This window comes from Bradyrhizobium sp., assembly GCF_016219575.1.
Lineage (GTDB): Bacteria > Pseudomonadota > Alphaproteobacteria > Rhizobiales > Xanthobacteraceae > Bradyrhizobium.
Genome location: NZ_JACRMG010000009.1, coordinates 771638 through 796017, shown reverse-complemented (window position 1 = coordinate 796017; position 24380 = coordinate 771638). Strand labels below are relative to the sequence as shown.

Here is a 24380-nt window from a genome sequence, read left to right as displayed (position 1 = left end):
GCGATCGGCTTGTGATCCCTGCGGCGGTCCTTTAGGGTCGCGCGTGGTGAGGAAACAACCGGTGCTTTTCGCGATATGAAGTTCAACAACGACGTCGTCCAGGCGATCGGCAACACGCCGCTGATCAAGCTCAAGCATGCTTCCGAGCTGACGGGCTGCACCATCCTTGGCAAGGCCGAGTTCATGAATCCCGGCCAGTCCGTCAAGGACCGCGCGGGCAAATGGATGATCCTGGAAGCCGAGAAGCGCGGCGATCTGAAGCCCGGCGGCCTCGTGGTGGAATCGACCGCCGGCAATACCGGCATCGGGCTTGCGGTTGTCGCGAGCGCGCGGGGCTATCGCACGCTGATCCTCATTCCCAACACCCAGAGCCAGGAAAAGAAGGACATGTTGCGGCTGTGCGGCGCCGAACTCGTCGAAGTCCCGCAACTGCCCTTTTCCAATCCGAACAACTATCAGCATGTCGGCCGCAGGCTGGCCGATCAGCTGCGCAAGAGCGAGCCGAACGGCGTGCTGTTCGCCGACCAGTGGAACAATCTCGACAACGCGAAAGCGCATTTCGAATCCACCGGCCCGGAAATCTGGGAACAGACCGACGGCAAGATCGACGGATTTATCTGCTCAGTCGGTACCGGCGGCACGATCGCAGGAACGACATCGTTCCTCAAATCGAAGAACAAGAACATCGTGACGGCATGCGCCGATCCGCCCGGCTTTGCGATGTATAATCTGTTCAGGACCGGCGAAGCCAAATCGACATCGGGTGATTCCATCACCGAAGGCATCGGCCTTGGCCGCGTCACGCCTGTCACCAGGGAAGCACGGGTCGATGACGCCTTCCTCGTCCCCGACGAGGAATCGGTGCCTATCCTCTACGACCTGCTTCAGCACGAGGGCTTGTGTCTCGGCGGCTCGACCGGCGTCAATGTCGCCGGCGCAATCAAGCTCGCCAGGCAGCTCGGCCCCGGCAAAACCATCGTCACGATCCTTGCCGACAACGGCAACCGCTATCAGTCGAAGCTGTTCAATCCGGACTTCATGCGCTCGAAGAACCTCCCCGTGCCGGAATGGCTGGAGAAGCGCAGCAAGATCGAGCCGCCGTTCGAGAAGGTGTGAAGCGGCGAGTGGCGAATAGGGAGTTGCGAATGGCGAATCCCTACTCGCTACTCCTCATTCGCTATTCGCCTAGTGCCGCAGAATCTGGCTGAGAAACAGCTTCGACCGCGCGTGCTGCGGGTTGGCGAAGAATTCCTGCGGCGTGTTGGACTCGATCACCTGGCCGGCGTCCATGAACACGACGCGGTTGGCGACTTCGCGCGCAAATCCCATTTCGTGGGTGACGACCAGCATGGTCATGCCTTCCCTGGCGAGATCGACCATGGTGTCGAGCACCTCCTTGACCATTTCCGGGTCGAGCGCGGAGGTCGGCTCGTCGAACAGCATCACCTTCGGATTCATGGTCAGCGCCCGCGCAATCGCCACGCGCTGCTGCTGGCCGCCTGACATCTGGCCGGGATACTTGCTGGCCTGATGCGGGATCTTGACCCGCTCCAGATATTTCATGGCGGTCGCCTCGGCATCCTTCTGGGGGATGTTGCGCACCCAGATCGGCGCCAGCGTGCAGTTCTCCAGCACGGTCAGATGCGGGAACAGGTTGAAGCTCTGGAACACCATGCCGACCTCGCGGCGTACCTCGTCGACGCGACGCAGGTTAGGCCCGAGCTCGATGCCCTCGACGGTGATCTCGCCCTCCTGGAATTCCTCCAGTGCGTTGATGCAGCGGATCAGGGTCGACTTGCCGGAACCGGACGGCCCGCAGATCACGATGCGCTCGCCCTTGGCCACGTCGAGGTTGATGTCGCGCAACACGTGGAAGTCTCCGTACCACTTGTTGAGCTTGTTGATGTTGACGATCGAGTTTTCGGCCATGGCCATTTCTCAGTTGCGGCGATGCGCGTTCAGCCTGTTCTCGACGAACAGGGAGTAACGCGACATGCCAAAACAGAAGACGAAGTAGATCAGTCCGGTGAAGGCGAATCCCGTGAACAGCGTCGTCGGTGTCGACCACACGGGATCGCTGAAAGCCGCCTGCAGCTGGCCGAGCAGGTCGAACAGCGCGACGATCGAGACCAGCGAAGTATCCTTGAACAGCGCGATGAAGCTGTTGACGAGGCCGGGGATGACGTGGCGCAGCGCCTGCGGCATCACGATCAGGCCGGTGGTCTTCCAGAACGATAGCCCGAGCGCGCTTGCCGCCTCCCCCTGCCCGCGCGGGATCGCCGCCAGGCCGCCGCGGATCACCTCGGCCTGATAGGCGCCGGCGAACAGCGCGATGCCGATCAGCGCGCGCACGAGGCCATCCACGGAGAAGTTGCCGGGCAGGAACAGCGGCAGCATGTAGGTGGCGAAGAACAGCACGGTGATCAGTGGCACGCCGCGCCAGAACTCGATGAAGGCGACGGAGAAAATGCGGATCAGCGGAATGGTCGAGCGACGCCCGAGCGCGAGTGCGATGCCGACCGGCATCGAGGAGACGATGCCCGTCACCGACACCACCAGCGTCACCAGCAGGCCGCCCCACAGCCGCGTATCGACCACCGGCAGGCCGCCGCGGTCGAGCCCCATGACGGCAATCAGGATGCCGATGCAGGCGAAGATGACGAGGCTGGTGACCAGCGGGCGAACGCCTGCGCGCATGCCGCCGCCGAGCCAGAACATCAACCCGGAGACGATTGCGGCGGTCGCAACCAGGTCGGCCCATACCGGCCGGTTGAAGGTCTGGATGAAGTCGCGCAACCAGGTCAACGGCCACAGCACCCACGAAATCACGGTGCCGAGCAGGGCCAGAAACTTGCCGATCAGCCACAACAGCGGGCCGATCGCCGATGACGCGCTCAAGGCCACCAGCTTCTGGCCGCCTTCCCCGATGCTGTCGCCGAAGCCGGACAGGATGTTCGCGGTCCAGCTGACGCCCAACCCCTTCAACCCGCCGCCATGCAGCAGGAAGAAGGCGACGACCGGAAAGGCGATGAAGAACAGCCCCGCATTGATGCTCTTGCCCGGCAGGCGCGGGATCAGCATCGGGATCAGCAGCACGGCTGCCAGCAGGAAGGTCAGGTTCACACGCCAGCGCTCCGGCTCGGGATAGAAGCCGTAGATGAACTGGCTGAATTTCGCGGTCACGAACGGCCAGCACGCGCCGACGGGCCGGCCGATCTTCTCCGCAAGGCAGGCGTCGCGGTCCTTGCCCGTCCACACCGCATCGACAAGCATGAATTCGATCGCGGGAACGACGGTGAACCACAACAGCAGCGCGGCGACGATCGTGACCAGGATGTTGGTCGGCGTGTTGAACAGGCGCGTGCGCAGGAAGCCGATGAAGCCGGTAGTTTTCACCGGCGCGGGACGCTCGGGAACCAGATCCTGGCGGACGAAGAAGGGAGCGCTCATCTACTCATGCTCCGGTCAAGCCGCCACCCGTACAGACTCATGATCGCGCTGGTGATGAGCGAGATCAGGAGATAGACGCCCATGGTGATCGAGATGATCTCGATAGCCTGCCCGGTCTGGCTCAGTGCCGTGCCCGCGAACACCGAGACGAGGTCGGGATAACCGATCGCGACCGCGAGCGAGGAATTCTTCGTCAGATTGAGATACTGGTTGGTCAGCGGCGGCAGGATCACCCGCATCGCCTGCGGCACCACGATCAGCCGCAGCGTCTGGCCGCGCGACAGTCCGAGCGAGGAGCCCGCCTCCATCTGCCCCTTGTGCACGGACATGATGCCCGCGCGCACAATCTCGGCGATGAAGGCCGCTGTATACGTTGACAGCGCCAGCGTGAGTGCCACGAATTCCGGAATGACGCGCGAGCCGCCGGCGAAATTGAAACCGCGCAGCGCCGGGAACTCGAGCGTACAGGGCGTGCCGAAGATCAGCATCGCCATCAGCGGCAATCCAACGAGCACGCCCAGCACATAGGGCCAGATCGTGACCTTCCTGCCTTTGTCGAACAATTCCTTGCGCGCATGTCGCCGCAGCAAGAACGCTGCGACAACCGCAACTGCAACGGCAACCAGAAATGGATAGAGCCCGGCGCTGCCGACCGCTTTCGGTATCACCAGCCCGCGATTGCTGAGGAAGAACCAATCGAAGAACGAGTAGCTCTGGCGCGGATTGGGCAGCGCGGAGAGCACCGCCTTGTACCAGAACAGGATCTGGAACAGCGGCGGCAGATTGCGGATCAGCTCGACATAGCCGCCGGCGATACGCGACAGCAGCCAGTTCGGCGAGAGCCGGCCGAGCGCCACCATGAAACCGAGGATGGTGGCGAAGAAAATGCCGACCACCGCCACGACCAGCGTGTTCAACAGGCCGACGAAGAACACACGCAGGTAGCTGTCCGAGCCCGAATAGGAGATCAGGGCCTGACTGACGTCAAAGCCGGCATTGTTGGTAAGAAAACCGAAGCCGGAGGTGATGCGCTGCGCGGCAAGATTGGCGCGCGCGTTTTCGACGATCTCAAAGGCGAGCCAGGCAAGCGCGGCGACGAACAGGATCTGGAAGACGACGCCATTCCAGCCCGCGCGCCCCCCGAGCGCGCGTCGCAGCCTGAAGACAAACTGCGACGGAGGTGATCGTGCTTCAATGGCCATCGCCGCGCCCCCCGGCTTTACCGGTCAGCGGATCGGCGGCGCGTACTGGATTCCGCCCTTGTTCCAGAGGTTGTTCAGGCCGCGGGAGATGAGGAGCTTCGAGCCGGCGCCGACGTTCCGGTCGAACGACTCGCCGTAGTTGCCGACCTGCTTGACGATGCGGATCACCCAGTCCTTGGTCAGGCCGAGCTGTTCGCCGAGATTACCATCGGAGCCGAGCAAGCGCTTGAGGTCCGGCTTGTCGGACTTGGCCATCTCGTCGACGTTCTTCTGGGTCACGCCCATTTCCTCGGCGTTGAGCATCGCAAACAGGGTCCACTTGACGATGTCAAACCACTGATCGTCGCCGTGGCGGACCATCGGGCCGAGCGGCTCCTTGGAAATGATCTCGGGCAAGATCTCGTGATCGTTGGGGTTGGCGAGTTTCAGGCGTTGGGCGTAGAGCCCCGAGGCGTCGGTCGTGTACACGTCACATCGGCCGGACTCGTAGGCCTTCACGGTTTCATCGGCGCCGGCGAAGGCGATCACCTCGTACTTCATGTTGTTGCCCTTGAAGTAGTCGGCGAGGTTCTGCTCGGTGGTGGTTCCCGTCTGCACGCATACCGAGGCACTGTTGAGTTCCAGCGCGGACTTCACCTTCAGCGACTTCTTCACCAGGAAGCCCTGTCCGTCATAATAGGTGACGCCGGTGAAATTCGCGCCGAGCGAAGTATCGCGCGAAATGGTCCAGGTGGTGTTGCGCGACAGCACGTCGATTTCGCCGGATTGCAGCGCGGTGAAACGATCCTTGGCGGAAAGCGGCACGAACTTGATCTTGGAGGGATCGTTGAAGACAGCCGCCGCGATCGCACGGCAGATATCCACGTCGAGCCCGGTCCAGTTGCCCTTGTCGTCCGGCGACGAAAAGCCCGGCAGGCCCTGGCTGACGCCGCAGGACAGCAAGCCGCGATCCTTGATGGTCTTGAGAGTCTGGGCGGTCGCGGCCTGTGCAGAAAGGGCGGCGGCAGCAAGGGTGAGAACCAGGGATACGCGTTTCATGGGCAAAGCCTTTCGAGGATCGTCCGGGGAACACTGCCGCCGCAAGTCCGACAATGGGCCAACCCGATGGATCCCTTGCTGCAAATGGCCGGCCAAGCCGGCCGCCGCCGGAGATGACCGTGCAGCAATGGATCTGCGGTCGCAGCAGGCCCCTCAACTTGCGGCGACGTGGATAGTCGGGGCCATCACATAGCGGCTGGCGAGCCGGGTCAAGGGGTTGACGGCCGACTTCTGTGTCCTGTTATTAGCCAGATAGGCCCGGCCTGCCGCCTTATCGGGCAATGCGCGCTGCGGTTGCGACAAAAAGTCTTTGGTGCAAATGCATGAAATCTCCGGGGCCTGACGGCAAATCGACATCGCAACAGGCCGAAACCCGGCTGGTGACCGCCGGGCGCGATCCCATAGCACAGAAGGGATTTGTGAATCCGGCGGTGTTCCACGGCTCGACCGTGCTCTATCCGACCGCAGACGACCTGCACGCGCACCGCAGCGAATTCACCTATGGCCGCCATGGCTCGCCCACCACGCGGGCATTGCAGGATGTGATGATGGCGCTGGAGGGCCCGCAATGCGCGGGCGTCGGCATCGCGCCCTCCGGTCTTGCCGCGATCTCCACCACGCTCCTGTCGGTGACGAAGGCGGGCGACCATCTCCTGGTCTGCGACAACGTCTATCGCCCGTCGCGCAATTTCTGCAACGGCGTGCTGGCGCGCTATGGCGTCGAGACCACCTATTTCGATCCCGCAATCGGCGCCGGCATCGCGAGGCTGTTCAAGCCGAACACACGGGCAGTCCTGGTCGAGGCGCCGGGCTCGCAATCCTTCGAGATGCCCGACATCCCCGCGATAGCGGAAGTCGCGCATGCCCGCGGCGCGATCGTGATCGACGACAACACCTGGGCGACCCCGCTGTTTCACCGTTCGCTCGACCTCGGCGTCGACATCAGCATGCAGGCCGCCACCAAATATATCGGTGGGCATTCCGACATCATGTTCGGCACCATCTCGGCCAACGCGAAGGCGTGGCCGATGGTGCAGGAGACGATCCGCCTGCTCGGCGTCTGTGCCGGACCAGATGACGTCTACCTGGCACTGCGCGGCACGCGCACGCTGGCCGTGCGGCTGGCGCAGCACCATCGCTCCGGCCTCGAGATGGCGCGCTGGCTCGCCGCGCGGCCGGAAGTGGCCCGCGTGCTGCATCCCGGGCTCGAGAGCGATCCCGGCCATGCGATCTGGAAGCGCGATTTCACCGGCGCCTCAGGCTTGTTCAGCATTGTGCTCAAGCCGGTACCGCAAAAGGCAGTCGATGCCCTGCTCGATGCGGTGACGCTGTTCGGCATGGGTTATTCCTGGGGCGGCTTCGAAAGCCTGGTCATCCCGTTCGACTGCGACAGCTATCGCACGGCGACCAAATGGTCTCCGGGCGGCCCGACGCTGCGGCTGCATATCGGGCTCGAGAATGTCGACGACCTCAAGGCCGATCTCGACCGCGGATTCGCCGCACTGAAGGCGGCGCAGTAACCGCGCCCGACAACACCAATCGTTAACTCCCGTGGCGCCATTGCGGCGCCTCCCGCTGCGCGCGCGCATCGCGGCCGCAACATCCCGTGGAAATACTGTCCGTCACGGCATTTTGTTCGATCGCGGTGCGATTGAATAACGATCCGTTCACCATGGCGACGATCTCCCGCGCCCGCGTTCCGCCATGCAAGCGCCCATATACCTTTGGCGCTTAGTCCTCGATGCCGGGATGGGATGAGAGGCCGCCGTGGGGCTCATGGCTTCACGGCGTGAGAGTAGACAGTAACGCGTATGAAAACCGCACAGATCGCCGTCCTTTCCATCGCGCTGGGTGCCGGCGGCATCGCCGCCTGGCTCGCGCGCGGCACGGACGACACGGCGAAGATGCCTGCCCAGCCCGTCGCGCAGTTGCAGACGGTGGAGGTACTCGTCGCCAAAAACGAGATCGGCCTCGGCCAATCGGTGAAGTCCGACGATCTGCAATGGCAGACATGGCCGTCCGCCGCCGCCAGCGGCAGCTTCATCAAGCGAGGCGATCGTCCCGACGCCAACAAGCAGATCACGGGCATGATCGCACGCGCTCCTTTCATCGCCGGCGAACCGATCCGCGAGCCCAAGCTGGTGAGGGCCGACGGCTCCGGCTTCATGGCCGCGATCCTGCCGACCGGCATGCGCGCCATCTCGACCGAAATCTCCGCCGAGACCGGCGCCGGCGGGTTCATCCTGCCGAACGACCGCGTCGACGTCATCCTGACCCGTCGCGAAAAGAGTGCCGACAAGGGCGGGCCCGACATCATCAATTCCGAGATCATTCTCCCCAATGTGCGCGTGCTCGCCATCGACCAGGCGCCGAAGGAGAAGGAAGGCCAGAACGCGCTGGTCGGCAGGACCGTGACGCTGGAGCTGAAGCCCGAGCAGGCCGAAACGCTGGCGCGCGCGCGCCAGGCCGGCACGCTGTCGCTGGCGCTGCGCTCCATCGCCGACCTCAACATGGCCGAGAACAATGCGGAAGAAGAAGCCGCCCCGAAGAAGGGCGCCAGCATCAACGTTGTGCGCTACGGCGTGCAGAGCTCGACGACGACACAGAAGTGACCAGTACAATGCCCATCAGGAAATGCGGTGACAATCCGATGCGAAGCTCCCGTCTTCGCATGCTTTCGTTCTCGGCGGTCGCCGCGCTGGCGCTCTCCCCGGCTCTCTGGCCGGCCTTCGCGGCTGAGTCGGAGGCCGGCAAAGACGCCGGCAAGACCAGCCAGCCTGCTTCCGCCGCCGCCACGGGCGATCAGGGCCCGCTGGTCACCGGCGCGATCGGCCCGGTCAAGACCCGCTTCCTGGCGCTCGGCGTCGGCAAGTCGGTGGTCATCGACCTGCCGCGGGAGGCCAAGGACGTGCTGGTCGCCGATCCAAAGATCGCCAACGCCGTGATCCGCTCGGCGCAGCGCGCCTACATCATCGGCGCCGCGGTCGGCCAGACCAACGTCGTGTTCTTCGATGCCGACGGCAACCAGATCACCTCCTACGACATCGCCATCAAGCGCGACCTCAACGGCATCCGCGCGGCGCTGCGCAGCGTTGCCGGCGTTCAGATCGAGGGCGTCGGCGACGGCGTCCTCCTGACCGGCTCGGTGTCGAGCCCGATCGAGGCGCAGCAGGCCGGCGATATCGCCACCAAACTGGTCGGCAGCGCCGACAAGGTCGTCAACTCCATCGTCGTGCGCGGCCGCGATCAGGTGATGCTGAAGGTCCATGTCGCCGAGGTCCGCCGCGACATCGTCAAGCAGATGGGCGTCGATATCAGCGCCAGCATGAACTACGGCACCGCGGTGGTGAACTTCAACAATACGAACCCGTTCACCGCCTTCGGCCGCCCGCTGGTCACCGATAACGGTCTGCAGGCCGCCTCCATCCTCAAGGGCGTGCCGCAGGTGCAGGCCACCATGCGCGCGATGGAAAGCGCCGGCGTGGTGCGCACGCTGGCCGAGCCCAATCTCACCGCGATCTCGGGCGAAGCGGCGACTTTCATCGCGGGCGGCGAATTCCCGATTCCCGCGGGGTATTCCTGCGATCCCGTTACGCATGTCTGCACCACGCAGATTCAGTACAAGAAATTCGGCATCTCGCTGAACTTCACACCCGTGGTGATGACCGAGGGCCGCATCAGCCTCCGGGTGATGACCGAAGTCTCGGAACTCTCCACCGACAACGCGATCACGCTGAACCAGAACGGCACCGCCCTCACCATTCCTTCGATCCGCACCCGCCGCGCCGACTCTACGCTGGAAATTCCCTCCGGCGGCTCGATGGCGATGGCCGGCCTGATCCAGCAGCAGACCAAGCAGGCGGTCAACGGCCTGCCGGGCCTCGATCAGCTGCCCATTCTCGGCGGCCTGTTCCGCAGCCAGGATTTCGTCAACAACGAAACCGAGCTGATGGTGCTGGTGACGCCCTATGTCGTCCGCGCGGTGGCGCAGAAGGACCTGTCGCGTCCCGACGACGGCTTTGCGCCCGCCAACGATGCGCAATCGACGCTGCTGGCGCGCATCAACCGGATTTACGGCGTTGCCGCCCGCGTCGAGACCGGCGCCGGCCACCCCGGCTATTTCGGCTTCATCATCGACTGACGGTTCGTCCGGCCTGGGGAACACGACCATGACATCGACCTCATCAAGAAATCGCAGGCTGCGCGCGACCTTCGCCCTCGCCGCCATCTCCGTGGCGCTCGGCGGATGCTGGACGTCGCCGGAAGTCGTGACCGCCAGCGTCCCCAACGACTACCGCCAGCGCCATCCGATCGCGGTGCAGGAAGGCAATCACTCCATCGTCGTCTTTGTCGGCGCCGGCCGCGGCGGCCTTTCCGGTCCGCAGCGCGCCGATGTCGCCGGCTTCGGCCATGGCTGGGTCCGCGAGGGGACCGGTGGCGTGGTCGTCGACGTCCCCGTCAACACCCCGAACGCGCGCGCCGCGGCATCCGCCGCGCGCGAAATCCGCCACACGCTTTCTGCAGCCGGCGTGCCGTCCAGCGCCATTCGTCTCAATCACTACACGCCCGACGACCCCCAGCGGTTCGCGACCGTGCGTCTCAGCTATCCCAAGATTTCGGCGACAGCCGGTCCGTGCGGTCTGTGGCCCGCGGATCTCGGCCCGTCAATCGACAACCCCGGCTACAACGAGAACAAGCAGTATTACAATTTCGGCTGCGCCACCCAGCGCAACCTCGCCGCCATGGTCGACAACCCCGCCGACCTCGAGCAGCCGCGGCCGGAGAGCCCCGCCTATACCATGCGCCGAACGACGTCGTTCGAGAAGTATCGCAAGGGCGTCTCGACCACGACGATCTATCCGGAATCCGACAAGGCCAAACTGAGCGACACGGGTAAATGATGAGACGCTCCAAGCAAGAATCAGAAGACGCCGATCCCCCTCACCCGCCGAAGGCAGACGATTACATCTCGCCCGCGCCGCGCGTGTCGGTGCAGGTCTTTTGCGTAACCGAAGCGACCGCCGCGACCTCGCGCGCGGCAGCCGAGGACCGCCGCCTCGCCAAGGCACACCTTTCGGTTCACATGGGCGGCATCGAGGCCGCGATCGAGGCCTACCACAAGGCCCCGACGCCGAACGTGATCATCCTGGAGACCGAGGGCCACACCGACATCCTCGCCGGCCTCGACGAGCTTGCCGGCGTCTGCGATCCCGGCACGCGCGTCATCGTCATCGGCACCACCGCCGACATCACGCCCTATCGCGAGCTGGTCCGCCGCGGCGTCAACGATTACGTCATCGGTCCGGTCGAGGTGCTCGACGTCGTGCGCTCGATCTGCAGCCTGTTCTCGGCATCGGAAGCCGTCACCGTCGGCCGCATGATTGCCGTGGTCGGCGCCAAGGGCGGCGTCGGCGCCTCCACCGTCGCCCACAACATCGCCTGGCACATTGCGCGCGACGTGGCGCTCGATTCCGTCGTGATCGATCTCGACCTTGCCTTCGGTACCGCCGGGCTCGACTATAACCAGGATCCGGTGCAGGGCATCGCCAACGCCGTGTTCTCGCCCGACCGGCTCGACAGCTCCTTCATGGAGCGCCTGCTCGCCAAATGCACCGACAATCTCAGCCTGCTCGCCGCGCCGGCGACGCTCGAGCAGGTCTATGATTTCGGGGCTGATGCCTTCGATTCCATCTTCGATACGCTGCGCATGACCACGCCCTGCATCGTCCTCGACGTGCCGCATCAGTGGACCGCCTGGACTCGGCGCGCGCTGGTCGGCGCCGACGACATCCTGATCGTCGCCGAGCCGGATCTCGCCAACATGCGCAACACCAAGAACATGATGAACATGCTGAAGTCGGCGCGACCCAATGACCGCCCGCCGCTCTATTGCATCAACCAGGTCGGCATGCACAAGCGGCCGGAGATCGAGCTGCGCGCTTTTGCCAAGACGATCGAGACCCAGCCGATCGCCACCGTCCCGTTCGACTCCAAGACATTCGGGGAAGCAGCCAATAACGGCCAGATGATTGTGGAGGTTTCCGCCAATCACCGCGCGGCCAGGATGTTCCAGCAAATGGCGCGGCGCCTGACCGGCCGCAGCGAGCCCAAGAAGAAGGAGTCGTTCCTCTCGCCGATCATCAAGAAGCTGCGGCGCGCGTCCTGACGCGCCGCACGGCGGGCTCAACGGTCAGCGGTTACTGCTTCGTGGAGGCGACGGGCAACTTGTCGCCACCGCTCGCCTGCTTGCGCGCCAGCATCTGCTTCAGCGCGGTCACTCCGGCGTTGGCTTCATCAGGCGGCAGGTCAGCCTTCATGATGGTTTCAGCCTCGCTCATGCGGCCCTGAAGGCCGACCGTGAGCGCAAGATTGGCGCGCACGCGCATGTCGGAGCCCGCCAGGCTATGGGCACGGCGCAGCGTTTCCTCCGCTTTCGGCAGGTCCTTGGACAGCACGTAGGAAAGCCCGAGATTGCACAGCACGCTGGGCTCGTCGGGCACGATCTTGAGCGCACTGGCGTAATATTGCCGGGCCTCGTCGAAGCGGCCGAGCTGATCGAGGCTCGCACCCTGCGCCGACAGGATGCTCCAGTCCGGATCCTCCGGCTTGTGGGCGCGGCCGAGCACATCGAAGGCCTGCTGGAAATTGCCATTGTCGGCGAGCGCACGGCCGTAGCCGGCAAGCAGCGCGGCATTGCCGGGATTGGCCATCGAGGCCTGCTCCAGCACGGCGACCGCTTGCGATTTCTGCCCGGTCGAGCGCAGCGCCTTGCCGTATTTCAGCGCGGCCTCGCTGTCCTTGGGATTGGCCTTGAAGCGCTCCCGATAAGTGTCGAGGTCGCGGCGCGGGTCGGAGGCTTTGGCATCCGCCTTCTCGCCGAGGGAACCCGTGATGTCCGATGGGCCCGAGGTCTGGCAGGCCGAGAGCACCACGGCCAGGATCACGCACGCAGCGGCGGGCGCAAGGCGCCTGATCTGGCCGAATTGTCGTGGAAATTTGGGGTGCATCTACTCGGGACTCATCGCGGGGCGAGGTCCGGGGATGCTCACAGCTTAAGCCTAACGTTGGGTTAAGTTCCCGGCGGGGAAGGCTACGGGAACCGGGTGGAACCCGGCCCCCATCCCGCCGCAGTCTGGCGACTCAGGCCCGATCCATGAATTCGGCGCCGAATTCGCAGCCGATCCGCCATGCGAGGCGGCATTGGCGCGGCCGGCCGGTGGCGAGGATGATAGTGAACTCCGGCGGTATTTCCGGATAGTCCGCGATCACCTTGACGCCGCCGTCCGAGATGTCGGTGATTTGGCAGTCGCGCGGCAAGGCACCGGTTCCAAACTGGATTTTCGCGATCCTGTTGCAGTTGACGCGCTCGCTCTTCCGTCGATTGACGAACATTTTTTCCCGATCCCGCTCGCTGGTGATCCACTCAAAGAGGCTAAAGATATAGCGGTCAGGTGTTGGAATTCGCCTAGCGCAATCGGTTGCAATTTAGCATTTTTTGCCGCCTTCCCGTTTACGAAGTCGGGCCTCAACGATCCAGCGTCTTCGAACCGCTACCGCGGTTCTTCCAGATCAGCATGATGTTCCTGACGTAGATGACGGTCGCCAGCGCCTGTCCGACGATGATCACGGGCTCACGCTTGACGATGCCGTAGACCAGCGTCATCAGCCCGCCCCCCATCGAGCAGAACCAGAACGCCATCGGCACCACGCTGTTGCCGGCGCGCTCGCTGGCGATCCACTGCACCAGGAAGCGCGCGGTGAAGAACAGCTGCGCGACCAGGCCGAACGCCAGCCAGAAGTCGAACTTGGCGACGAAGACGTCGTAGAGATAATTGCCGAGTGCCTGGCCGTACTGGATCAGCATCACTGCACCTCGCTCGCAACCGGCGTCGGCTTCTTGCGGCGGATCAGCCACCACACACCGGCAAGATCCATGATTCCGATCCACAGCCGGTCGAAGAAGCCATAATTCGACACGCCGGAATGCCGGGGACGGTCGATCACGTCGACATAGGCGATGTCATACCCCTCGCGCCGCACCAGCGCCGGCAGGAACCGGTGCAACCCGTCGAAGTATGGCATCGCCAAGAACACCTCGCGCGGAAACGCCTTCAGCCCGCATCCGGTGTCGCGGGTGCCATCGTGCAGGATCGCGTTGCGCACGGCGTTCGCGATGCGCGATTGCAGCTTCTTGAAGCCGGTATCCTTGCGTCCCACCCGCTGGCCGGCGGCAAGGCCGACCCGGCCATTGCCCTTCTCGACCGCCGCGATCAGGTCCGGCAGAAAGGCGGGATTGTTCTGGCCGTCGCCGTCGAGCGTCGCCACGACTGCTCCGCGCGCCGCGCGCACGCCGCTGCGCACCGCGGCCGACTGGCCGGCCGAAGCGCTATGCCTGATCTGACGAAGCTGCGTATAGGTCTTCTTCAGCTCGGCAAGCTTCTCGCCGGTCGAATCCGTCGAGCCGTCATTGACGTAGACGATCTCGTAAGCCCAGCGACCATCGAGCGCGGCCGCGATTTCGGCAATCAGCGGCGCGAGATTGTCCTCCTCGTTGCGCACGGGCACGACGACGGAGACAGCAGGTTCGGAGGCAGGCAAATCGACGCTCGCGGTTGGTTGGACCGCCGGGGGCAGTTGGGCCGGCGCGAGGGGCTTATTATGGACCCGGCGCGCCCCGGGCAACCCTTTTGAGGCGTTCCAGGGAGGGTCCGGGCAGCGCCACAATGGTGCCGTCGCGCTCGATGGCAAAGCCGAGGCGACGTGCCGCAAACCAGTAGCGCACCACCAAGGCGCCGATCACGCCGACGAGGGCGCCCGCCACCACGTCGCTCGGATGGTGCGCCAGCAGGACCAGCCGCGTCGCGCAGATGACGAGCGCATAGACCAGCATGAACAAGCGCGTCTGCGGCCACAGAGCCGATACTGCAAAGGCCAGCGCGAAGGCCGTGTTGGCATGGCCGGATGGAAAACTGGCGAAGGCCTCGCTGCCGCCGAAGTGCCGGAAGTTGAAGGCATTGGGTTCGCCGCCGACGAACGGCCTGCCCCGCCCGACCGCCCATTTCAGCACGTCGCCGACCAGCGCCGGCGTCACCACCGCGAAGAACAGGAATTGCAGGCGCGTGCCGAGCCCCAGCAGCAGCGAGCGCGCCGTGCCCTGCATGGCGGCCGAAGCGATCAGCATCAAGGCCATCAGGGCGAACAGCGTCCACGCCACGTAAGCTGACTTGCCGAAATCGGTGAGGATGCGCACCCACCACAGACCTGGGGTGCCGCGCGGCGGCATCAGGCGGATTTCGGCGACATCGAGCACGTACATCAGGGCAATGATGGCGGCGCCGAGACCGACGACCAGCCACAGGGCGTGGCGCGCGGCGCGGCGGCCCGCCTCGGCGCGGCGCGAATGCGAGGGCGAACGCATGAGCTGGGCAAACGACGCGTATAGCGTAGCGAAAAAGCGCCCGAGAAAATGCGGCGGTACTGCTCCCTTCGCTGCCATTCTATTCCGTTCCCTCGGAGCGGAAGATCGCGATCGAGATCGCCTTGCCCTGCGAGAAATTGAAGCCTTCGATCCGCGTGAGCACGTTGTAACGCAACCCGATCGCCTCGGCCCGTTGCACGAAATAGCGCTCCGAGCGCGACTCGACCAGCGCAAAGCGGCAGGTACCCTGGCCGAGGAAGTCCGCCGCACGCGAGCCGTCGGTCAGGAGCGTGGACGTATCCGTCATGAATACCAGGCTCGGCTCATGGAATCCGGCCGCGGCGATCTTCGGGCCGACGCAGTGCACGTTACGCAGCGCCCGCGCGATTTCGGGACTCGGAAACAGCCGCACCAGCGCAGGTGCCACCGCGCCATAGGTGGCGAATGACAGGAACAAGGATGCGACCACCGCGTTGAGCAGCGAGCGTTCGGCATGGCCATCGTCATAGAGCCACCAGGCGATCAGGCCGAAGATCAGCGCCGCCGCCACGAAAGGCCAGGCGAAGAATACCGGCTGCCGCGTCAGCGTGATCGCGCCGACGATGGCGAGCACCGAGGCGCCCGCGGGCACCACGAACCACCAGGCCGTGCCGCGCACGATCCAGGGCGCGCGCGACAGCACGCGCCGCTCCAGCGCGCCGACCGCGAGGATCGCGATCGCCGGATAAAGCGGCAGTACGTAGTGCGGCAGCTTGGTCAGCACCAGTTCGAACACGATCCAGGACGGGATCAGCCAGGCCAGCAGATATTGCGCGCCGGGCTCGCGCCGCGCGCGCCACACCGCCGGCGCGGCAAGGCCGGCGAGCACAGCGCCCGGCCCGAACGTCACCCAGAACAGCAGGAGATAAACGCCCGGCGGCGCGCCATGGGACTCCTGGCCGACGAATTTCGCCAGCATGTCGCCGCCGACGGAGTCGGTGAAAAACGTATCACCCGCGCGCCAGAAGATCGCGACGAACCAGGGCAGCACCAGCACGAGGGTCCACATCAGCCCCCAGACCGGCCGCAGCCGCCACAGCCAGGAAACGTTGCGGTCGAGAATGGCGAGCATCAGGATGGTGAGCCCGACAAACATCAGGATCAGCGGGCCCTTGAGCAGGATGCCGCCGGCCAGCGCCGTCCAGAAGATCGCAGGTCCGCTCCACGGCGGATGCGCGGGATCCTCGCCGCGCTGCCAGGAGAGATACACGCGTGCCATCGCGCCCATGGCGGCGATCACCGTCAGCAGCAGCATCGCATCGGTCTTGGCGAGCCGCGCCTCGACACCGAGCAGCACCGACGAGCACATGATCAGGGCGGCCAGGATAGCGCCGCGGCGTGTCACAAAGGCGAGCGCCGTCCAGTAGGTCAGGAGCACCGCGCCGACCGCGCCGATCAGGGATGGAATCCGGTAGATCCAGATCCGGGCCTGCGGCCGGGCGAGGCCGAGTGCCGACGCCGTTTCGACAGCTGCCGCCTGCATCCAGTAGATGCCGACCGGCTTCTTGTAGCGGACATCGTCCTGGAAGCGGATGTCGACGAAATCGCCGCTCTCCACCATCTGCTTGGTCGCCTGCGCAAAGCGCGCCTCGTCGCGGTCGATCGGCGGGATGGTGAAGAAGCCCGGCAGGAAAAACAGCATGGCGCAGAGCAGCAGGAAGGCTACCGCGCGGGCGTGGCTTGCCGCCACGAAGTCGATGACGCGGGCGAGCCGGCTGCCCGGATTCACCCGGTTCTTCGGCTCACGCGGTTCGCCAAATCGGGGGCGGGCATAGGTCTCGGCCATCGGTTCCGCATACGCTGAAACCGACGTTCCCACAACCGCTTAGGGGGCATCTATTGGATTCTGATCACAACTGTGTCCGCCGCGCCCGTGGCGTCGATGACGGTGAGGCGGGCAAAGCCCGGCCCGGGCGGTTCGACCAGCCGCTGGCGGCGGCTGTCGATCTCGCCGGCGGAAGCGCCGTTCACCAGGACGGTCATTGGCAAGACACCACCGGCTACCTTCACCGGCATCGCCGCGTTCTGGCCATCACCGGTGCGATCGATATCGATGCGCGAGCCGTTGAGCGGAAACTGGATCCGGGGTGCGAGGTCGCTGCCGGTGCGCACGAGTTCGCCCATCGGGCGGAACCGGCGCAACGGCGGCGGCAGTTTTGCGTTGCTGGCGACCAGCGCGCCCTTTGGCGCCTTGGCCAGCGGTGCCGGAATCTTGCCGGTGCGCGCAAAGGCATCGAACAGGATGGGGGCCGCGGCCGTCCGCCCGATCAGTCCCGGCACCGGCGCGCCGTCGGGCCGGCCGACCCACACTCCGATGGTCATCTTGCCGTCGTAGCCGACCGACCAGGCGTCGCGGTAGCCGTAGCTGGTGCCGGTCTTGAAGGCGATGCGGTTATGCGTGCCGTTCTCGGGCGGCGGCGTGCCGATCAGGACATTGCCGATCTGCCAGGCGGCGGCCTGATCCATCAGCCGCATCGGCTCGCGCTCGTCCCTGACATTGGCGATCTCGCGCAGCGGCCGCGTGGTGCCGAGCCGTGCCAGCCCGGCATAGAGCTGCGCCAGATCCTGCAGCGTCACGCCGACGCCGCCAAGGCCCATGGCGAGACCCGGCGCTTCGTCCTTCGGCAGCACCAGCGAGGTGCCCGCCTGTTTCAGCCGCGACGACAGCCGGCTCGAGCCGACGCGGTCGAGCAGCGCAATCGCGGGCACGTTCAACGATAATTGCAGCGCCCGGCGCACCGGCACCGTGCCCTGGAACGTCATGTCGAAATTTTCCGGCGCGTAGGAGCCAAACCGAATGGGGCGGTCGTCGATCAGGCTTTCCGGGTGCACAAAACCGTCTTCGAAGGCGAGCCCATAGATGAACGGCTTCAGTGTCGAGCCGGGCGAGCGCACCGCACGCGTCATGTCGACCTGCCCTGCCCGACGCTCGTCGAAATAATCCGCCGAGCCGACATGGGCGAGCACCTCGCCGCTCTCATTGTCGACCGCGATGATGCCCACCGAAATCCCGGGCCCGAGCGCCAGCGCGCGGTCGCGCGCCAACGCTTCCAGCACCTTCTGCAGATTGGCATCCAGCGTCAGCCGGATCACCGGCGTGTCCTTGATCGTCGCGATCGCCTGGTCGGAGGAATGCGGCGCCAGGATCGGCATCGGCTTGCGCAGCTTCGGCACCACCGTCGCCCGGGCCTGGGCAGCGTCATCATTGCCGACGATGCCCTCTTCCACCATGCGGATGAGCACCTTGTCGCGCGCGGCGCGGGCGGCATCGGGATAGCGGTCGAGGCGGCGGGTTTCCGGCGATTGCGGCAGCGCCACCAGCAGTGCGGCTTCCGCCAGCGACAGCCGCTTCGGCTCCTTGCCGAAATAGGCGATTGCAGCGGCGCGGATTCCCTCGAGATTGCCGCCGAATGGCGCCAGCGCGAGATAGAGATTGAGAATCTCCTCCTTGCTGAGCTGCCGCTCCAGCTCCACCGCGCGAACCATCTGGCGCAGCTTTGCGTAGACCGACCGCTCCCGCCGCGGCTCCATCAGCCGCGCCAGCTGCATGGTGATGGTCGAGCCGCCGGAGACGATATGCCCGCTGGTGACGAGCTGGAACGCCGCACGCGACAGCGCCAGCGGATCGATGCCCGCGTGGGAATGGAAGCGCTTGTCCTCGAAGGCCAGCAGCAGCTTCAGATAGGTCGGATCGACGTCTCGTTTGGCATCGACCGGCAAGCGCCAGCGCCCGTCGTCCATCGCATAGGCGCGGAGCAGCTTGCCGTTTCGATCGACGATGGTCGTGGAGACGCGTCTCGCCTGGTCGAGTGGCAACGGACCGAGCGAAATCACCCAACCGGCGAACGCAACGCAGACGACGGCAAACGCAACGGCGCCGCGCAGAAACACCTTGCGCAGTCGCCCACCCCGCGCGTCATGGCCGGGCTTGACCCGGCCATCCACGGCTTTGCCGACCTCACGAGAAGTCGTGGATGCCCGGGGCAAGCCCGGGCATGACGAAGAGTGAGTATGGTCGACGCCGTCGCTCATTTCGCCGGGCGCACCTCCACAGTACCGGTGGCGGTGCGGCCATAGCGCGAGGGATTGTACATGTCCTCGACATAGGCCTGCGGCAGCACGTATTTGCCGGGCGATACCGCGCGCACGATGTAGGCCACCGTGAAGATCGACTGGTCGTCGGTGGCGCGGTCGATCGCCGCGGTGAAGCGGTCGTCGCGGAACTCGGTGTTTTCCGGCTCCTCGCCGTCCTCGATCCAGTCCAGCGTGCCGCTGTCGCCGGAGGAAACCAGCCGCGGGTTGTCGATCTCGAAGCCGGCCGGCAGATAATCGGCCACCATGATGTGCCCGTATTCCGGCTTGGCCTCGGTGATCTTGAGAACCACGGCAAAGCGATCGTTCTGCTTGGCCTTGCTGATGTCGGCCGGCTTGCCGTCGAGCGTGTGGTAGCTGCGCTCGATCTTGAAGCCGTTGGAGGCGGCCGGCTCGGGCGAGACCGGCGAACCGGAGACCGAGACCACGGCCTGCACCGGCGCCTCGCCGGTGTTGGTGATCCGGATCGGCTTGCCGGCCATGTCGGCAGCCTTGTAGCTGCGGAACACCGCCTGCCTGACCGGAGCACCGTCGATATCGAGCGCCAGCGTCTCCTTGGCGAGCGCGCGTGCCGCCAGCACCATCCAGGCGTTCTCCTGGGTGGAAGTGTACGGGGTGAGCCCGCGCGCGGCTTCTACCCGCTGGACGGCTTGCGTCAGCGTCGCCCGCGGCGCGTTGCCTTCGCTGGCGAGCGACACCAGCGCGGCAGCATCGCGCAGCGCGCTGCCATAGTCGGTGCGGCCGAACTCGATGGTCGGTTTTGGGTTCAGAGCTTCCAAGGCCGCGCCGTAGACCCGCTCCGCCCTCGCCTTGTCACCGACCAGCGCCAGCGCCGCTGCGAGCTGCGACTTCGCAATCGGGGTGGCAAGCGAGGAGAGCTTCGTATCGGCGAGATAGCGCAGGTCTCCGATCGGAGCCGCGCCGTTGCGTGCCAGCACATAGAGGCCATAGGCGAGATCGCGGCCGCCGTTCTTCTCCGGCTCCTCGGCGTTGACGACGGAGTTACGGATGCGGTCGAGCGCGCTCTTGAACAGCACATCCGGCACCGCAAAACCCTTTTCCCGGGCGCGGGTCAGAAAGTCCGTCACGTAGGCATCGAGCCAGGCCTCGTCGCCGCCGGCCGACCACAGGCCGAACGAGCCGTTGGAGCCCTGACGCGCCAGCAGCCGCTCGATCGAGTCCCTGATGCGCTGGTCGACGGCGGTATCCATTGCCAGATGGGCACCGGCGGCGAGATCGTTGACATAGAGCAGCGGCATCGCGCGGCTGGTGATCTGCTCGGAGCAGCCATGCGGATAGCGGTCCAACGCCTTCAGGATCGTCGCGGCATCGAGCGCGGTCGAGAGGCTGACCGAGATCGACGCACTGCCCGTCCCGGGCACGAGATCCGAGAACATGTCCGCGGTCAGCGTCAGGCTCTCGCCCTTCGCCAGGGTCCGGATCGAGCGGCGCGCCAGAATCTGGTTCGCGGGCTTGACGTCGAGCGCGTAGTGCCGCGCCAGGGTCAGCCCGTTCGGGCCCTTGATCTCGACATCGATATTGGCGGTGCCGGCACCACCCGCGTCGAGCGCCAACGCCAGCGAGGTGCGCTGCTTCTCGGCCAGCTTCACCGTCGTGGCGGGATTGCCGGTCACCTTCACCGGCCCCGTGGTCTTGACGTTAATGGTGTAGTCGCCGGCCGCACCTTCGACGTTGTCGACGTCGAAGCTCATGGTGCCCTTGTCGCCATTGAGCAGGAAACGCGGCAAGGTCGCGGTCAGCACCACGGGATCGCGCACGGTGACGTCGGTGGTGGCGCGGCCAAGCTTGGTAGCGGTCCATGCCACCGCCATCACCCGCGCGGTGCCGGCGAACTCCGGAATTTCAAAGCTGATTTCCGCCAAGCCGTCGGCGCCGACGGTGACGATACCCGAATAGAGCGCCAGCGGCTTCTGCGTCGGCGGGCTGCCGGTCAGCTCCGCGCCGGCGTCGCCGCCGGACTTGATCTGGCCGCGCGTGCCCTGCATGCCGTCGATGAGCTGGCCGTAGAGATCGCGGACTTCCGCGGTGAGACGGCGCTGCCCGAGATAGAAATCGTCCGGCGCCGGCGGCTTGTAGTTGGTGAGATTGAGGATGCCGACGTCGACGGCCGCAACGACGACCTTGGCGTCTTCGCCGGGGTTGAGCCCGCCGAGCTTCACCGGAATCTTCAGTGCGCTGCCCGGGCGCACCAGCGGCGGCGGCGCAAGGCTCACTTCGAGCGTCCGCGCTTTCTTGTCGATGCCGAACCATTTCAGTCCGATCGCACGGCCGGGCATGCGTTGGGCTGCCGCATCGAGCGGACGGCGCAAGGTCGCCAGCACATAGGCGCCGGTGCCCCAATCCTTGCCAACGGCGATCTTGACCTGGCTGGTGCCTGCCTTGACGTCGACGCTTTGGGTCGTCAGCAGCCGGTCGCCCAGCACGTTGACGGTGAGCTTGCCGGCGGTACGCGCATTGACCGACACCACCATGGTGTCGCCGGAAAGGTATTCCGGCTTGTCGATCGAGGTCTCCAGCAGGTCCGGCGTGTCGGCGCCGCCCTCGGAGTACCAGCCGACATCGAACTGCACCGAGGTGATCGCCCCGTCGGCTTCCGTCGATTTCACGTCGAGGCGATAGCGCCCCGGTTGCGGCAGCAGCGACACCCGCGCCGCTTGATCGGCAGTGAGACTGAGATCGCCGTCGGCGACGCGCTTGACCGATTTGACCGGCTCGTATTCCCAATACGAGTTCTGGCGATACCACTGATAGCGCGACTCGATCTTCATCAGCTCGTAGCGCAGGCCGGAACGCGCAATCTGCTTGCCGTCGGGCGCGACGAAGATGACGTCGAACTCGGCCTTGTCGCCTTCGGCCACGCTCTTGTCGCCGAACAGCGGCTTGACACCGATCAGGTTGATTGCGGGTGCCACCGGCAGCACCAGCTTGCGCTCGACCGCACGGCCGCCTGTCTCCGCCATGCGGATGAAGATCTGCGCCTCCTGCGGCCGGGTCGAGGTCGGCGCCTTGGCAAGGCTGACCGGGAAGGTCGCAACGCCCTTGGCGTCGGCGACCGGCAGATTCTCGATCGGGGTGCGCTCGTTGCCCGAGGTCTCCTCGTCCGCCACGCCGAACTGGTAGCCGGGATAGCCCGGCCGGCCGGACGAAGCCGATGTCACCAGTATGTCACCCTCGAGCTGGAGGCCCGATGCCGGCGCCCCGTAGAGGAAGCGGCCATCGACCTTAAGCTCCACCGGAGCTTCAGCCTTGATGATCTTCTCCTTGGAACTAATGGAGAATTCGATTCTCTCCGGGAGGTAATCCTCGACCATGAAGGTGGTCTCGCCGACCGAGGCGGCCTTGGGATCGGTGAAGGCGCGCACCCGCCAAGTCCCGGTCGGGACCGCCGAATTGAGTGCAATCGACATGGAGCGTCCGCCCGCGCCCTGGTCGGGCAGCACGGCGCGGCGGTATTCGACGCCATCCGGCCGCTCGATCACCAGCGTCAGCGGCGTGCCCGTGACGGCATTGCCCTGCCCGTTACGCAATAGCGCGGTGAGGTAGACGGTCTCGTTGGAGCGGTAGACGCCGCGCTCGGCATAGACGAAGGCATCCGCGCCCGCAGGCACGATGCGCCCTGCCACGCCGCGGTCGGACAGGTCGAACGCATTGCTCTTCAGGCTGAGGAAGGCGTAGTCCACCTTCTCACTCATGACCGTCAGCATCGCCGGCGACAACCCGCCCTCGCCGCGCGCCAGTCCCGTCTCGAACAGGACATGGCCGGCATCGTCGGTCTTGCGGGTGGCCAAAATCTCGTTGTTGCGCGCAATCAGCCGCACTTCAGCTTTCGCAACGGCATCCGTCGAAGCCAGCGAATTGACGAAGACGTGGACGCCGTCATTGCCGGAGAAAGCCGTGAGGCCCATGTCGGAGACGATGAACCATTGCGTCGCCAGCGAAGAGTCGTCCTGGCTGCCCGGGTTCTTCGGCGCCGCGGTCATGACATAGACACCCGGCTGCAAATCGCCGATCGCCTGGTCGACCGGGAAGGCCGTGGTGACGTCCTGGTTCAGCGTGGTGGCAGTGGCAAGCTCGCCCGACCACACCTTGACGCCGCGCTCGCCGCCGAGGTCGCTGAGCTCGTAGCGGCTAAGCGTGCCCTGGAAATCGCCGCCGATCACGGTGTTGATCAAATTGCGGTCGCCGATCCGGAATACGTTGACGTTTACCGCCGGCGTATTGACGCTCACCAGCGGAATACCGCGCTGGCCGGTCCGCGGCAGCACATAGGCGCGGCCCGTGAAGCGAACGAACGGCTTCCGGTCGCGCACGTAGATGTTGAACTCGGCCGATTTCGGCAGGCTCTCCCTCACGGATGAAGGCATGCCGGCGCGCAGATTGATGTTGTAGCGCTCGCCGTGCTTCAGCCCCTCGACGCAGAGCTGCTTGCCTTCCGAGGACAGCGCCGGCTTGTCGCTGCCCGCCTGCGCCACGAAGGGCGAGAAGTCGACTCGCTTTGCAAGCTCCTCCGAGAACTGAAAGCAGGCCCTGGGGGTAGCGCCATCGGAATCCACGCTGTAGTCGAGCAGGCGGAAGCCATGCTCGTCGCGCATTTTCTCATACTGTCCGCGGACGTCGGCGACCTCGCGCATATCTAGCGACAGCCGCAGCGCATCCAGCGCCGGGCGCCACAGCTTGCGGTCGGCCAGCGCCCGGCCAAGCACCGCCAAGGCATCCGCCTCCTCGCCTGCATTGCCGGCGCGCTGATAGGCGATGTAGGCGGCGGTGGAAGCACGCTCGAGCAGAAACGTCTGTTCGGTCGAGTTGACGGGACGGATCTGGAAGATGGTGCGGGCGAGCCGCAGCCAGTTGCCGCTGTCCTCCGGCGCCGTGGCGGCGATCTTGCCGAGGAGGTCGAGACCGCTGCGGAAATCGTTGCGCTTGAAGGCGGCGTCGGCGTCGGTCTTCAGGGTCGCCGAGGTCTTGGCCACCGGCCCCGCCTCCTTCCGGATCTCCGCCTCCAGCTTGATCGCGGAATCGGCGAGATCGTCGCGCTTGAAGCTCTTGTCCGCGGCCAGCGCAGAATTCAGGCCAAGCGCCAGCGTTGCGCACAGTGCTGCGGCGCGTACCAAACCGATCAT

18 protein-coding genes are annotated in these 24380 nt (G+C 65.4%); 6 read left to right on the top strand and 12 right to left on the bottom strand.

Features of this window, described 5'->3' with window-relative positions:
• Positions 1–75 precede the first annotated feature (75 nt).
• Positions 76–1116: a cysteine synthase A gene (locus HZB49_RS08835; protein ID WP_291610211.1), complete on the top strand. Its 1041-nt coding sequence runs from the start codon at positions 76–78 to the stop codon at positions 1114–1116.
• A 69-nt stretch (positions 1117–1185) separates the two neighbouring features.
• Here HZB49_RS08835 and HZB49_RS08830 read toward each other — a convergent pair whose 3' ends face one another.
• Genes HZB49_RS08830 through HZB49_RS08815 form a run of 4 tightly spaced genes read right to left on the bottom strand, consistent with a single transcriptional unit; the run spans position 1186 to position 5690 of the window.
• Entirely contained in the window at positions 1186–1929 is a 744-nt protein-coding gene (locus tag HZB49_RS08830; protein WP_291610209.1) for an amino acid ABC transporter ATP-binding protein, read from the bottom strand.
• A gap of 9 nt (positions 1930–1938) precedes the next feature.
• Complete coding sequence (locus HZB49_RS08825; protein WP_291610207.1) at positions 1939–3450, bottom strand: amino acid ABC transporter permease; 1512 nt, start codon at positions 3448–3450, stop codon at positions 1939–1941.
• The gene (locus HZB49_RS08820) at positions 3447–4652 is read right to left on the bottom strand and encodes an ABC transporter permease subunit (protein ID WP_291610205.1); all 1206 of its coding nucleotides are present in this window, start codon (positions 4650–4652) and stop codon (positions 3447–3449) included. Before HZB49_RS08820 ends, HZB49_RS08825 begins: the two co-directional genes overlap by 4 nt.
• A gap of 24 nt (positions 4653–4676) precedes the next feature.
• Positions 4677–5690: an amino acid ABC transporter substrate-binding protein gene (locus tag HZB49_RS08815; RefSeq protein ID WP_291610203.1), complete on the bottom strand. Its 1014-nt coding sequence runs from the start codon at positions 5688–5690 to the stop codon at positions 4677–4679.
• Positions 5691–6013: 323 nt separating this feature from the next.
• Here HZB49_RS08815 and metC point away from each other — a divergent pair, with 323 nt between their 5' ends.
• The 5 genes from metC (at position 6014) to HZB49_RS08790 (ending at position 11856) form a co-directional block, all read left to right on the top strand.
• Positions 6014–7210: a cystathionine beta-lyase gene (gene metC / locus HZB49_RS08810; protein WP_291610201.1), complete on the top strand. Its 1197-nt coding sequence runs from the start codon at positions 6014–6016 to the stop codon at positions 7208–7210.
• A 291-nt stretch (positions 7211–7501) separates the two neighbouring features.
• Positions 7502–8302, top strand: coding sequence for a Flp pilus assembly protein CpaB (cpaB, locus tag HZB49_RS08805; protein ID WP_291610199.1), 801 nt, complete (start codon positions 7502–7504; stop codon positions 8300–8302).
• 59 nt (positions 8303–8361) lie between these two features.
• Complete coding sequence (locus HZB49_RS08800) at positions 8362–9831, top strand: type II and III secretion system protein family protein (protein ID WP_291610197.1); 1470 nt, start codon at positions 8362–8364, stop codon at positions 9829–9831.
• Between the two features lie 28 nt (positions 9832–9859).
• A complete protein-coding gene (locus HZB49_RS08795) occupies positions 9860–10591 on the top strand; it encodes a CpaD family pilus assembly protein (RefSeq protein ID WP_291610195.1) in 732 nt (243 codons plus the stop codon).
• Positions 10588–11856 (top strand): AAA family ATPase, encoded by a 1269-nt coding sequence (locus HZB49_RS08790; protein WP_291610193.1) that lies wholly within the window; start codon positions 10588–10590, stop codon positions 11854–11856. Before HZB49_RS08795 ends, HZB49_RS08790 begins: the two co-directional genes overlap by 4 nt.
• A gap of 31 nt (positions 11857–11887) precedes the next feature.
• On the opposite strand, the gene HZB49_RS08785 is transcribed toward HZB49_RS08790, so the two are convergent.
• From HZB49_RS08785 to HZB49_RS08750, 8 genes are all read right to left on the bottom strand, one after another.
• A complete protein-coding gene (locus tag HZB49_RS08785; protein ID WP_291610191.1) occupies positions 11888–12697 on the bottom strand; it encodes a tetratricopeptide repeat protein in 810 nt (269 codons plus the stop codon).
• Between the two features lie 133 nt (positions 12698–12830).
• Positions 12831–13082 (bottom strand): PilZ domain-containing protein, encoded by a 252-nt coding sequence (locus HZB49_RS08780; RefSeq protein WP_291610189.1) that lies wholly within the window; start codon positions 13080–13082, stop codon positions 12831–12833.
• Positions 13083–13215: 133 nt separating this feature from the next.
• Positions 13216–13554, bottom strand: coding sequence for a lipid-A-disaccharide synthase N-terminal domain-containing protein (locus HZB49_RS08775; protein WP_291610187.1), 339 nt, complete (start codon positions 13552–13554; stop codon positions 13216–13218).
• The gene (locus HZB49_RS08770; protein WP_291610185.1) at positions 13554–14288 is read right to left on the bottom strand and encodes a glycosyltransferase family 2 protein; all 735 of its coding nucleotides are present in this window, start codon (positions 14286–14288) and stop codon (positions 13554–13556) included. Before HZB49_RS08770 ends, HZB49_RS08775 begins: the two co-directional genes overlap by 1 nt.
• Positions 14289–14346: 58 nt before the next feature.
• Positions 14347–15186 carry a phosphatase PAP2 family protein gene (locus HZB49_RS08765; protein ID WP_291610183.1) on the bottom strand — a complete coding sequence of 280 codons (840 nt, stop codon included), beginning with the start codon at positions 15184–15186 and terminating at the stop codon, positions 14347–14349.
• 1 nt (position 15187) lies between these two features.
• A complete protein-coding gene (locus tag HZB49_RS08760; RefSeq protein ID WP_291610181.1) occupies positions 15188–16933 on the bottom strand; it encodes a glycosyltransferase family 39 protein in 1746 nt (581 codons plus the stop codon).
• A 50-nt stretch (positions 16934–16983) separates the two neighbouring features.
• Positions 16984–19092 carry a penicillin-binding protein 1C gene (gene pbpC, locus HZB49_RS08755; protein WP_291610179.1) on the bottom strand — a complete coding sequence of 703 codons (2109 nt, stop codon included), beginning with the start codon at positions 19090–19092 and terminating at the stop codon, positions 16984–16986.
• A gap of 83 nt (positions 19093–19175) precedes the next feature.
• Positions 19176–24380 (bottom strand): alpha-2-macroglobulin, encoded by a 5205-nt coding sequence (locus HZB49_RS08750; protein WP_291610177.1) that lies wholly within the window; start codon positions 24378–24380, stop codon positions 19176–19178.